The sequence below is a fragment of the Neisseria iguanae genome (assembly GCF_003013245.1).
Lineage (GTDB): Bacteria > Pseudomonadota > Gammaproteobacteria > Burkholderiales > Neisseriaceae > Neisseria > Neisseria iguanae.
This window is the reverse complement of the sequence record NZ_PXYY01000074.1, coordinates 1-13,035: the sequence shown is the minus strand read 5'-3', so window position 1 is coordinate 13,035 and position 13,035 is coordinate 1. Positions and strand designations below refer to the sequence as shown.

Annotated in this window: 9 protein-coding genes and 4 pseudogenes; 10 read left to right on the top strand and 3 right to left on the bottom strand. The window is 50.8% G+C overall.

What is annotated here, in order from left to right:
* Positions 1 to 166: 166 nt before the first annotated feature.
* The 7 genes and pseudogenes from C7N83_RS17055 to C7N83_RS10300 all read left to right on the top strand — a co-directional run.
* Positions 167 to 355: pseudogene (locus C7N83_RS17055) on the top strand (IS1595 family transposase); the annotation flags it as partial.
* A gap of 87 nt (positions 356 to 442) precedes the next feature.
* On the top strand, positions 443 to 1,501 hold the full coding sequence (gene rfbB, locus C7N83_RS10325; RefSeq protein WP_211296641.1) for a dTDP-glucose 4,6-dehydratase: 1,059 nt from the start codon (positions 443 to 445) through the stop codon (positions 1,499 to 1,501).
* Between the two features lie 68 nt (positions 1,502 to 1,569).
* A complete protein-coding gene (gene rfbA, locus C7N83_RS10320; RefSeq protein WP_106742486.1) occupies positions 1,570 to 2,445 on the top strand; it encodes a glucose-1-phosphate thymidylyltransferase RfbA in 876 nt (291 codons plus the stop codon).
* Between the two features lie 104 nt (positions 2,446 to 2,549).
* Positions 2,550 to 3,089 carry a dTDP-4-dehydrorhamnose 3,5-epimerase gene (gene rfbC / locus C7N83_RS10315; RefSeq protein ID WP_106742484.1) on the top strand — a complete coding sequence of 180 codons (540 nt, stop codon included), beginning with the start codon at positions 2,550 to 2,552 and terminating at the stop codon, positions 3,087 to 3,089.
* A gap of 640 nt (positions 3,090 to 3,729) precedes the next feature.
* Positions 3,730 to 3,798 (top strand): annotated as a pseudogene (locus tag C7N83_RS16175) (hypothetical protein); the annotation flags it as partial.
* Between the two features lie 110 nt (positions 3,799 to 3,908).
* Positions 3,909 to 4,241, top strand: a pseudogene (locus tag C7N83_RS10305) (capsular polysaccharide export protein, LipB/KpsS family); the annotation flags it as partial.
* A 181-nt stretch (positions 4,242 to 4,422) separates the two neighbouring features.
* Positions 4,423 to 5,841: a tetratricopeptide repeat protein gene (locus C7N83_RS10300; protein WP_106742481.1), complete on the top strand. Its 1,419-nt coding sequence runs from the start codon at positions 4,423 to 4,425 to the stop codon at positions 5,839 to 5,841.
* 152 nt (positions 5,842 to 5,993) lie between these two features.
* Here the strand turns inward: C7N83_RS10300 and C7N83_RS10295 are convergent, their stop codons facing one another.
* Positions 5,994 to 6,698 carry a fumarylacetoacetate hydrolase family protein gene (locus C7N83_RS10295; protein ID WP_106742480.1) on the bottom strand — a complete coding sequence of 235 codons (705 nt, stop codon included), beginning with the start codon at positions 6,696 to 6,698 and terminating at the stop codon, positions 5,994 to 5,996.
* A gap of 201 nt (positions 6,699 to 6,899) precedes the next feature.
* Here C7N83_RS10295 and C7N83_RS10290 point away from each other — a divergent pair, with 201 nt between their 5' ends.
* Complete coding sequence (locus C7N83_RS10290; protein WP_106742478.1) at positions 6,900 to 7,904, top strand: quinone-dependent dihydroorotate dehydrogenase; 1,005 nt, start codon at positions 6,900 to 6,902, stop codon at positions 7,902 to 7,904.
* Between the two features lie 318 nt (positions 7,905 to 8,222).
* Here the strand turns inward: C7N83_RS10290 and C7N83_RS10285 are convergent, their stop codons facing one another.
* A complete protein-coding gene (locus tag C7N83_RS10285; protein ID WP_106742476.1) occupies positions 8,223 to 8,771 on the bottom strand; it encodes a carboxymuconolactone decarboxylase family protein in 549 nt (182 codons plus the stop codon).
* 494 nt (positions 8,772 to 9,265) lie between these two features.
* On the opposite strand from C7N83_RS10285, the gene polA reads away from it, so the two are divergent.
* A complete protein-coding gene (gene polA / locus C7N83_RS10280; RefSeq protein WP_106742475.1) occupies positions 9,266 to 12,061 on the top strand; it encodes a DNA polymerase I in 2,796 nt (931 codons plus the stop codon).
* 201 nt (positions 12,062 to 12,262) lie between these two features.
* Positions 12,263 to 12,505, top strand: coding sequence for a hypothetical protein (locus tag C7N83_RS10275; RefSeq protein WP_106742473.1), 243 nt, complete (start codon positions 12,263 to 12,265; stop codon positions 12,503 to 12,505).
* 245 nt (positions 12,506 to 12,750) lie between these two features.
* Here C7N83_RS10275 and C7N83_RS10270 read toward each other — a convergent pair.
* Positions 12,751 to 13,035 (bottom strand): annotated as a pseudogene (locus C7N83_RS10270) (transposase); the annotation flags it as partial.

Here is a 13,035-nt window from a genome sequence, read left to right as displayed (position 1 = left end):
GACAGGGTAAGGTTTAACCGTTGTCGTTAAAGGTAACTTTATGCCGGTTATTAAATGAAAACCATTGCCTGGCGGCATTGTTTATCCCGATTGCTGCAAAAGCCGTGATGTGTTTGACGTGGGTGAATCCACTTGTCACCGTACCAGTCACTGTACGCATTTTGTAGGGCGGCAAAACCACATTGACGGGATGGAAAACTTTTGGGACCGGGCAAAACGCATGCTACGGAAATAGAATGGAATTGACCGGAAATCTTTTCCATTATTCCGGAAAGAATGCGGGTTTCGTTTTAACTGTGGTACACCAAAAGGGCAGCTTAAAATTTTGCGAATTTGGTGTGATATTTGGGGCTAATCTACGCCAGCTCCTTAAAATTTATAGTAAAATTTACGCCGTCATATCATATCGGTTATCACAATATTTCAGTGATTTGAATTTATCATGAAAATCTTAGTCACCGGCGGTGCCGGTTTTATCGGTTCGGCGGTTGTGCGCCATATTATCAACAATACGCAAGATGCGGTGGTGAATGTCGATAAACTCACTTATGCGGGCAACTTGGAATCTTTGGAATCGGTGGCGGATCATCCGCACTATGCGTTTGCACAAGTGGATATTTGCGACCGTGCCGCGCTGGACTGCGTGTTTGCCGAACACCAACCTGATGCAGTGATGCACTTGGCAGCAGAAAGCCATGTCGACCGCAGTATTGACAGCCCGGCAGCATTTATCGAAACCAATATTGCCGGCACTTACACGCTTTTGGAAACTGCACGCGCTTATTGGAATGATATGCCGTCTGAAAAAAAGGCAACATTCCGCTTCCACCACATTTCCACCGACGAGGTGTATGGTGATTTGCACGGCACGGATGATTTGTTTGCCGAAACCACGCCTTACGCTCCTTCCAACCCTTATTCGGCTTCCAAAGCCGCCAGTGACCATTTAGTACGCGCATGGCAGCATACTTACGGCCTGCCAACCATTGTGACGAATTGTTCCAACAATTACGGCCCTTATCATTTCCCTGAAAAACTGATTCCGCTGATGATTCTGAATGCGCTTGACGGCAAACCGCTGCCGGTTTATGGCGACGGTATGCAGATTCGAGACTGGCTGTTTGTCGAAGATCATGCCCGCGCGCTGTATCAGGTGCTCACTGAAGGCACAATCGGTGAGACCTACAATATCGGCGGTCACAATGAACAAGCCAATATCGAAGTAGTGCGTACCATTTGCGCCCTATTGGAAGAGCTAGTGCCGAACAAACCGCAAGGCGTGGCACATTATGAAGATTTGATTACCTATGTCAAAGACCGTCCCGGTCATGATGTGCGCTATGCGATTGACGCCGCGAAAATCGGCCGCGAATTGGGCTGGCACCCGCAGGAAACTTTTGAAAGCGGCATCCGCAAAACGGTAGAATGGTATTTAAACAACAAAACTTGGTGGTCGCGCGTGTTAGACGGCAGCTACAACCGTGAACGCTTAGGCAATTAAACAATAATTAATGCATTCAGGCGGCCTTAATGCCGTCTGAACATCGACGACACAAGGCAAACAAGCTAATGAAAGGCATTATTCTCGCAGGCGGCAGCGGCACGCGCCTTTATCCGATTACCCGCGGCATATCGAAGCAATTACTGCCGGTGTACAACAAACCGATGATTTATTACCCCCTGTCGGTGTTGATGTTGGCCGGTATCCGCGATGTGTTGGTGATTACCACGCCGGAAGACAACAATGCTTTCCGCCGTCTGCTTGGTAACGGTAGCGATTTCGGCATCCGCATATCCTACACCATCCAACCCAGCCCCGATGGCTTAGCGCAAGCCTTTTTGATTGGCGGAGACTTCATTGGCGATGATTCGGTGTGTCTGGTTTTAGGCGACAATATTTTCTACGGCCAGCATTTCAGCCAATCTTTGAAAGAAGCAGCGGCATTTGTGGAAAAAAAAGGCGCAACCGTATTCGGCTATCAAGTAAAAGACCCCGAGCGTTTCGGCGTGATTGAGTTTGATGACAATTTCAAAGCCCTTTCCATTGAAGAAAAACCGAAACGACCTAAATCCGATTGGGCGGTCACCGGCCTCTATTTCTACGACAACCGCGTGGGGACGTTTGCCAGGCAAGTGAAACCGTCCGGACGCGGCGAATTGGAAATCACCACTTTAAACCAAATGTATTTGGAGGATGGTTCGCTCAATGTCCAACTGCTCGGCCGCGGTTTCGCTTGGCTTGATACCGGCACCCACGCCAGCCTGCTGGAAGCCGCTTCATTTGTGGAAACGATTGAAAACATTCAAAATTTACAAGTGGCCTGTTTGGAAGAAATCGCTTGGCGCAACGGTTGGCTGAGCAGCGAAGAAGTAAGGGCATTGGCCAAACCAATGTGTAAAAACGAATACGGACAGTATTTGTTGCGGTTGGTTGGGGGCGGTTAAGCAATTTTTTCTTTTTAACAGTTTTAAAACTTACTGAAACAGAACGAGCCTTCGTTTCTAAAATCCTTCCGGGCCGTCTGAAACCCATCTTTCAGGAATACGCAATGAATATCATCGATACCCGAATCCCCGATGTCAAACTGCTCGAACCCAAAGTCTTCGGTGACGAACGTGGTTTTTTTATGGAAACCTTCCGTGATGACTGGTTTTGCCAAAACGTGGCCGAACGCACTTTTGTGCAGGAAAACCACAGCAAATCCACCCAAGGCGTATTGCGCGGCCTGCATTACCAAACCGAAAACACCCAAGGCAAGCTGGTGCGCGTGGTATCAGGGGAAGTGTTTGATGTAGCTGTGGATATACGCCGTGATTCGCCTACTTTCGGCCATTGGGTTGGCGAGATTTTATCGGCAGACAACAAACGCCAGTTGTGGGTGCCGGAAGGCTTCGCCCATGGTTTTTATGTGTTGGGCGATGAAGCGGAATGTGTGTACAAATGCACCGATTATTACAACCCGAATGCGGAATATTCCTTGATTTGGAATGACGCCGCCGTCGGTATCGAATGGCCTTTGCAGGGCGAACCGAACTTATCGGCTAAGGATCTGGCGGGGAAAATATTGGCAGAAGCGGTGACTTTCTGATCAGAAAACCAATGAATAAAGGCGGATTTGACATCCGCCTTTGTTTTTTCGGTAAAATGGTCATTCAGTAGCTTTTTGAGCTTAATATCATATCAAGACCGTCTGAAACTTTTACGCTTATCCAATAAAAGTCCACGATTGTGAAAAACGCTTACACCCCTTCCCACGACATCCGCAAAATTCCGAATCTTGATGATTTCCTGCCCGAATTCAACATTCAAAAAACAGCCTTCATGCCGAAACACTGATCAGCTGGGGTTTTCACCCGACACACAAACCGTGTACATTTGCCGAATCGCGCAGTTTGCCGTTTGTGGTACTGGAAGACGGTTTTTGACGTTCGCCAGTCTCGGGCGTGGAAGGTATCCGCCTTTTACACTGGTTTATGACGACATCGGTATCTATAATACGGTACAACTCACTCGCCTGTCACGTTTGGAGCATTTGATTTTATTAACAGCAGATATGCCGTCCGAAACTGAAACCCAAACACAGCAGGCGGTAGATTTGATTTTGGCGCACCGTTTGTCCAAATACAATCTCATGCGCCGGACTTTTCAAACGGCCTCGTACCATACCACAAGCAGACTTTACACGTTCAAAAAACATCGTTTTGGTCATCGGTCAAACCTTCGGCGACATGGCGATTCGATATGGCAGCGCAGATAAATCTACGTTTGGCATCACGTTCCAGACGGCCTTAGCAGAAAATCCCGATGCAGAAATTTGGTCCAAAACCCATCCCGACGTGTTAAGAAGCAAGAAAAAAGCCATCTCACCGATCTGGCACAACAGCCACGCGTGCGCCCGCTGGCGGAAGACATCAAGCATTTCGTTAAAAAACACCCTAATCTCAAAGGGCGGATTTTTTATGTACACGGCGTTCCCTTACCGTTTTTCCTGCGTCACGGCATTGGCATGGCCACCATCAACAATACCAGCGGCTTGTCGGCTTTAATCCACAATATGCCGGTCAAAGTATTGGGACGTGCACATGATGACATTCCCGGCATAACCCATCAAGGCAAGTTGGCCGATCTTTGGAAAAATCCGACACCGCCGGATAGCGGAGTATTCCATGCCTACCGCATGTACCACATTGACATTATCCAAATCAACGGCAACTTTTACAGCCAAGTAAATTTTCCCTAGATTACGCTGAAACAAGATAAAGCCTGACGCATAGGCCGTCTGAAGATAAACCGCACCCTTGTACGTTGGTTTTCAGACGGCCCTTTATCATAAAAAAACATACATTCATGCCATAATAATGAACAAAACTTTACCAAAAATAGTATAATGTCCTACTCCTACCGCATATCCGCCATCCATCATGACCGTCGCCGTCTCTGAAACCCTCTATCAGCAAGCCCGCACACTGTTGGTCAAAAGCCCGAACAGCATGCAAGGTTTCGCACTGCTGCGCCAGGCGGCGGAGCAAGGGCATGCAGACGCAGCATTTGAAGTCAGCCTCATCATGATGGAAGCCCCTCAGCCGGATTATCCGGCGATCCTCTCATGGCTTGACATCGCCGCCGAACAAAAGCACCCCTATGCCACCTACAATCTGCTGCGCATCCGCGAAAAGATGGGAGCGGCGTTCGACCGGCATATCCAACAATACGTTTGGCTTGCCGAACACGGTCTGCCCGCAGCACAACTGGATCTGCTTGAATACTATGCCGACCACCATGATGCGCAAGCCGTATACTGGGCGCGACAGGTAGCGGAACAAGGCCATCCGTTCGGCCAATACTTTTTAGCCTTACACCACCATTTGTCTGACCCGCCCGATTTGCCACGAGCGCGGCAACTGTATCATCAAGCCGCCGAACAAGGGCTTCACGTCGCCCATTGGCAGCTTGGCAAAATCTACCGCCACGGCATAGGCACACCCATTAACAACACACTTGCCGCACACCATCTGCGCTTTGCCGCCGACAACGGCTTTATCGCCGCGCAAACCCTGTTGGCCGATATTCTGGCCGAACAAAACCATACCGATGCGCTGAACTGGTATCAAACCGCCGCCGGCAACGGCGACCATCAGGCTCGAACCGCCCTGGCACGCCACTACCTCACCGGCCGCCTGACCGGGCGCGATCCCTTGCAAGCCGTCAAACACGCCAAAATTGCAGCCGAACACAATCACCCCGAAGCCTTGCAGTTGATGGGCGACATTTACCGCTACGGCTTGGGCATAAAAGCCAATGCGCAAACCGCCGAGCATTATTACCGCGAAGCTGCCGAACACGGCAGCCTGAGTGCCTACCAAAAACTTTTGAGCGATGCCGCGCTGCATCATCCTGAGCAATACGAACGCATCAAAACCGCCGCCCTGCAACACCAACAAGCCGAGCAAACCTACCAAACTGCCCTCACCCACCATCAAGGCCGCCGCAATCAGGCCGTCAATTATGCGGAAGCGCGGAAATTATATTTAAAAGCTGCCGCACAAGGTCATGCCGATGCCGCGTTTGGCCTAGGCTTGATTTATTTCCACGGCCAAGGTGTCAAATCCGACAACCGCCAAGCCGCGTATTGGTTTGAACAAGCTGCCGAGCAAGGTCATGCCGAAGCACAATACCGCCTTGCCCGTCTGTATTACTACGGTCAAGGCTTGGTCGCCAATCTGCCTATCGCCTGCATTTGGCTGCAAGCTGCTATCGAAAACGGTTATGAAAACCCGCAGGCCTTTGCTTATTTACTAGACAAATGGCAGCGTGAAGCAGGATTGAAAACTTCAAAATAAAAACAGGCAGAGAGCTCTGCAAAACCTCATCAACAACCAATAAAAACCAAAACGGACGTCATTCCCGCACAGGCTGTTAAAGGCCTTTTACAAAGGTATCAGGCCGTCTGAAAAATAATCTTTCAGACGGCCTGCCTATTGAAATTTAATGCTTACTTCACACAAACAGTAATGCTGGCCAACCCTTCGATTTTTGCCCTGACGGTATCCCCCTTCACCACTGCGCCCACGCCTTCAGGCGTACCGGTGAAAATCAAATCTCCCGGCTGCAAAGTAAAGAATTCGGATAATTTGGCAATGGTTTCCGCCACGCTCCACGTTAGATGATTGATGTTGCTGCTTTGCTTGGTTTCACCATTAACACTTAATTCAATCGCCGCGTCAGACAGCGCACCCGTTTCACTGATGCGGTGTAATTCACCAATGGGTGCAGAATAATCAAATGCTTTGCCGATTTCCCACGGCCGACCGATTTCACGCATCTGCGTTTGCAAATCACGGCGGGTCATGTCCAAGCCCACGGCGTAACCGAAAATATGTGCTTCAGCATCTTCTGCACGGATATTCTGACCACCCTTGCCGACAGCCACCACCAACTCTACTTCATAATGATAGTTTGACGTTTGGCTCGGATAAGGCAGGTCAACGATTTCATTGGCTTTCACCGCCACAATCGATTCGCAGTCGTTTGGTTTGCAAAAGAAGAACGGCGGCTCGCGGTCAGGATCGGAACCCATCTCTCTGGCATGACCGGCATAATTTCGGCCGACACAATACACCCGGCGCACCGAATATCCGTCGTAGCTGCCGGAGACCGGCAATACTGCCGTCCGAACCGGCTCGAAAACGTATGACATGGTTTTCTCCTCTGCTTTTGATGAAAACAATCTGGCCGACAGTTTAGCAGATTCATCTTAGGGGATGTGCGTTTCCCCGAAGCGTTTATTCGAAAGGCCGCCTGAAGCTTGACCGCCGTCATGTTACAACCTGTTTCAGACGGCCTGAGCCATATTTTCAGGTAAAATACGCCTGTTATTTCCACTCATGAGAAAGCCGCCATGTACGCCCTCGCCCGCTCCGTCTTATTCAAACTCGACCCTGAAAAAACCCACCACCTCACACTCAGCAGCCTGAAAACCCTGCACAAACTCGGTCTGATTCCCATCACCGACAACCGCGGCAAAGCCACCAAACTGATGGGGCTGCATCTGCCCAATCCGGTCGGCTTGGCGGCAGGATTGGATAAAAACGGCGAATGTATCGACGCATTCGGCGCGCTCGGTTTCGGCTTTCTCGAAGTCGGCACTGTCACCCCAAAACCGCAGCCCGGCAACCCGCAACCGCGCTTGTTCCGCGTGCCCGAACACCAAGGCATCATCAACCGCATGGGCTTCAACAACCACGGCATCGACGCCATGATCCGCAACATCGAAGCCAGCAGCTACCGAGGCATTTTAGGCATCAACATCGGTAAAAACGCCATGACCCCGATTGAAAACGCCGCTGATGATTACTTGATTTGTTTGGAAAAAGCTTATGCGCATGCCGACTACATCACCGTCAACATTTCTTCGCCCAACACCAAAAACCTGCGCGCGCTGCAAGGCGGCGACGAACTGAACGCATTGTTGGAAACGCTGAAAAACAAACAGGCGCAACTGCACGCGGCACACGGCAAATACGTGCCGCTGGCGGTAAAAATCGCCCCTGACTTGGACGAAGCGCAAATTGAAGACATCGCCCGCGTGGTGAAAAACGTGCAGATGGACGGCATCATCGCCACCAACACCACCATCGACAAATCGGCTTTGGGCAACCACCGCTTGGCGCAAGAACAAGGCGGCCTGAGCGGCCTGCCGGTACGCGGAAAAAGCAACCAAGTACTGAAATTATTAGCCGAACACATTGACGGCGCACTGCCGATTATCGGTGTCGGCGGCATCATGGAAAGCCGGGATGCCGCTGAAAAAATCCGCTTGGGCGCCACCGCCGTACAGCTATACAGCGGCTTAATCTACCAAGGCCCCGCGCTGGTGAGAGAATGCGTGGCCGCGATCCGTTAAATTTAAATGCGATAAGTCTGAAATCGTTCGGACGGCCTGTTGCTTAAAAAATTCCATATCCGCAAAAATAACCGCGGAATCAATAAAAAACCGGTACCAAACGGCCTGCTGCAGACGGTACGGACAGTACGCCGGTCGTATTACCGCTTCGGCAGCTTGCAAGATCGTTCTCTTTGAGCTGAGGCAGCCCGGCGCCGTAGCCGTTTTAGTGGTTTCACTCTACATGCCCATCATCAAAAACAAACCGTCAGCCCAGCCGTCAACAAGCTGTCTGAAACTGATGTTTCAGACAGCTTTTCACCACACTACTCCAACCAATTAAGCAAATGCCTGCAATTCAGGATTGATGTCGGTTTGCGCCAGATTGTTCACATAGTTGCACAAAGTAGCCAAAGCCACACCCATCACTACTTCAACCGCTTGCTGCTGGTTGTAACCGGCATCAAAGAAGGCTTGCAGCTCGGCATCGGCCACCGCGCCTTTTTTCGCCATCACGGCTTGGGTAAATGCTGCCAAGGCCGCCAGTTTCCCATCGTCAAACGCGCCCGCATCCAAAGCACGCGCGGCTTGGATAGACCGCTCAGACATCAGCTTTTTCAAGGTCGCCAATTTGGTGTGGCCGGCCACGCAGAAGCCGCATTCGTTGGTTTTGGCAGCAATGATCTGCACCACTTCCACTTCGCCGGCGGTCAGGCTGTTGGCACTGTTCATCTTGCCCACTTCCTGATAAAACGCCAAGGCTTCCGGCGCATTGGCCAACACGCCGATCAAGTTCGGTATAAAGCCATTGTTGTTCAAAACAGCCTCCATGCGCGGTTTCGCGGCTTCAGGTACTGTTTCCAAATTATGTACGGTCAAACGTGCCATGATGCTTTCCTTTACAAATCAAATGAAGATAAATAAGCCATGCTAGCGGATTCGACAGAATAGTAAAAGCACTAAAAGCCATTTAGTTAAAACGAAAAATGATATTGTCAGCAACTATATGATTTTAATCAATATTAATTAGAGCGTATCCTCATTTCATCATGCAGCATCTTTTCAGCATAAAAACACGCCTACTGCGTTGAAAATGCGCACAAGGTGTCCGACTTTGCTGTACCTTTCGCCTGATATCCGCGCTTTTCTACCCGAAAATGTGCGACAGACGAAATGAAGACACACCTCAGCGGATTTGTTCGACAGGCTGTCTGAACCTCATGTTCAGACAGCCTGTTTCTTGCCTGCCATCATTTCCGTGTGTTTCTGCCATTATCACGCTGTATAAAGAAAGCCGTCTTTTCCTTTATAATAAGCTTTATTTTCCTCAGATTTCAGACGGCCTCTGCCTCATCAAACGCCGTCTCCGTAAAGGTTTTCCCATGTCATCAAATCAAACCCTGCTTTTAGTCGACGGCTCTTCCTATCTTTACCGCGCCTACCACGCGATGGCGCCGCTCACCGCCCCCGACGGCACGCCCACGGGCGCGGTATACGGCGTATTGAACATGCTGCGCCGCCTGCGTGCCGACCATATCCATGATTATTGCGCGGTGGTGTTTGACGCAAAGGGCAAAAATTTCCGCCACGAGATGTTTGCCGACTACAAAGCAACCCGCCCGCCCATGCCCGATGATTTGCGCCCGCAGGCGGAAATGCTGCCGGAACTGGTGCGGCTGATGGGCTGGCCGGTGTTGGCGGCTCCGGGCGTAGAAGCGGATGATGTGATTGGCACACTGGCGCAACAAGGCAGTAACGCCGGCATGAACGTGATTGTATCCACCGGCGACAAAGACATGGCACAGCTGGTGAATGAACAAGTCACCTTGGTCAACACCATGAGCGGCGAAACACTGGATACCCAAGGCGTAGCGGCCAAATTCGGCGTGCGCCCCAGCCAAATCCGCGATTATCTAGCGCTGATGGGCGATAAGGTCGACAACGTCCCGGGCGTGGAAAAATGCGGCCCGAAAACCGCCGTGAAATGGCTGGAGCAATACAGCTCACTCGAAGGCGTGATAGCACACGCTGCCGACATCAAAGGCAAAGTCGGCGAAAACCTTCAAGCTGCCCTGCCGCGCCTGCCTTTGTCTTACGAACTGGTCACGATTAAAACCGATTTGGATTTGCACGGCGAACTTCCAGACGGCCTTGACAGCCTGCGCCGCCAAATTCCGAAATGGTCGCAACTGGCCGTTGAATTCAAGCACTTAAACTTCCGCACCTGGCTGAAAGAAGCAGAGGAACAGATGCGCGAAACGGCACAAGGCGATGACTTATTCGGCACCATAGACATCGGCAAACAAGCCGCCTCAGCTGCCGGCAAGCTGTCTGAAAACATCATTAACCAAGCGGCGGCCCCGGCCAAATTAAATTACCAAGCGATTACCGCCAAAACGCAGTTTGCCGAATTATTAAGCAAACTCGCCGCCGCAAACACCATCGGCCTCGACACCGAAACCACCTCGCTCGACGCCATGAACGCGCAACTGGTCGGCATCAGCATCGCCTTTTCAGCCGGCGAAGCAGTGTATATTCCGGTCGGACACAGCCCGGCCGCCGCGCCCGATCAGTTGGTTTTACATGACGTATTAAGCCGTCTGAAACCGTTCTTGGAAAGCGAAACGCTGCACAAAATCGGCCAAAACCTCAAATACGACCAACACATTTTCGCCAATTACAACATCGCACTCAAAGGCATCAGCGGCGATTCCATGCTGGCTTCCTACATCGTTGAAAGCCACTTGGGACACGGCTTGGACGAATTGGCCGCACGCTGGCTCGGCCTGGAAACCGTAACCTACGAATCCTTGTGCGGCAAGGGTGCGAAAGCCATTTCGTTTGCCGATGTCGCGTTGGAACAAGCCACCGAATACGCCTGTCAAGACGCCGATTTCGCCCTGCGTATCGAAAACCATTTGGTCAAACAGATGGACGAAAAGCAGCGCGATATCTACCAAAACATGGAATTGCCCGTGGCGCAGGTGTTGTTTGACATGGAGCGTACCGGCGTACAAATCGACAAAGCCGAATTGGCCGCGCAAAGCCACGAACTCGGCCGCCGCCTGCTCGAATTAGAACAACAAGCCTACGAAGCTGCCGGCCAGCCGTTTAACCTCAATTCACCCAAGCAGCTGCAAGAAATCCTGTTCGGCAAAATGGGGATTCCGACCAAAGGCCTGAAAAAAACCGCTTCCGGCGGCGTATCCACCAACGAAGCCGTGCTCGAGCAGCTGGCCGCCGATTTCCCGCTGCCGAAAATCATCTTGAAAAACCGCAGTTTGGCCAAACTCAAGTCCACCTACACCGACAAGCTGCCCGAAATGGTCAACCCGCGTACCGGCCGCGTACACACCACCTACGCCCAAGCCGTCGCCATCACCGGCCGTCTGGCCAGCAACAACCCCAACCTGCAAAACATCCCCATTCGCACCGAAGAAGGCCGCAAAGTGCGCCGCGCCTTTAACGCACCGGCCGGCAGCGTCATCGTATCGGCCGACTACTCGCAAATCGAATTGCGGATTATGGCGCATTTAAGCGGCGACAAAACCCTGCTCGGAGCCTTCCAAAACAGCGAAGACGTCCACCGCCGCACCGCCGCCGAAGTGTTCGGTATTGCCCCCGAAAACGTTACCGCCGACCAACGCCGCTACGCCAAAACCATCAACTTCGGCCTGATTTACGGCATGGGGCAATATGGCCTCGCCAAATCACTCGGTATCGACGCCGTGTCGGCGAAAAACTTCATCGACCGCTACTTCGCCCGCTACCCCGGCGTGGCCGACTACATGCAGCGCACCAAAGAGCAAGCCGCGCAGCAAGGCTATGTCGAAACCCAATTCGGTCGCCGCCTCTACCTGCCCGATCTCAACAGCAAAAACGGCAACGCCCGCGCCGGGGCCGAACGCGCCGCCATCAATGCCCCCATGCAGGGCACCGCATCCGACCTCATCAAACGCGCCATGAAAGACGTGCGTAACTGGCTGCTTTCAGACGGCCTGCAAAGCAAACTGATTATGCAAGTGCATGACGAATTGGTGCTGGAAGTAGTTAAATCCGAACTGGCCCTGGTGAGGCAGAGACTGCCCGAAATTATGGCCGATGCAGCCAAAGGAGAATTGAATGTTCCGCTGGTTGCCGAAGTGGGTATCGGCGGGAATTGGGATGAGGCGCATTAAATTATGATATATAGTTTATAACCTTCTAAGGCACTAAACCCCTATCAGAAATTTTATTATGACGAAAAATATTTTTTCAGTATTAAAAAAATATAACCCAAACACTAATTTTTCTATTTATGATAACGACTTTCTGACACGCCATATCTTGTCACGGTTGCCACCTACCTCAAAAAGAATCCGATTCCGGCAGATAGTTTTTTGATTCAATCAGAAAAACACAAAGGATACTTAAACACAATCGGATTCCATGAGGCTTTATGGGGTATCCCCTGTACCAATCAGCGCCCTAATGTAGGAAATACCTACTATGTCTTAACATTGCTTGATAATGAAGAGGCAACTGATACAGCCAATACTCAAATTATTGACTGTATTGCCGAATTTACAAATCATCATCAAAGTGGGGGAATTGAGTTCATTAAAAGAAGTAAGGAGAAGTGAATGATAATGTTTGGTCCCATAGCAAATCTACGGGCTTTTCAATGGCACAATGTTATGAGAATGGCAAAATTTAATCTACATTAGCAGATTTAGGCGGCGGATTTTTAAAAGAACTGACGCATATGAAATTACCCATTTCAATCCATCAAGAAGCCATCCAATGGTATATTAAAAAAGGACATTCTTCTAAAAGATTGAGACCGAAAATCACAATGATTGGACACAACAATTCCCTGAGAGGCCGTTCAAAATCCTGTGTCAGCTTGAATTCTACAACCGGATAATGCCGTCCGGCCGTCAAAACAAACCGCCAACTGCGGGAGCGTCTGCCCTCGGTTTGCAATCGGCATCGTCCATTTTTCCCCGAAGCCTTACCGATACCGCCATATAAAAGCTTCAGCAGGCCGGTTTCATTGGGGAATGCGCCTTGGGTTTTGGCCAGCTTCCGAAACTGGCGGTGTACCGCCTCTGCCGCATTGGTCGTATAAATCGGTTTGCGTACGGCTCCGGGGCAGCGGAAACAGGCAGAC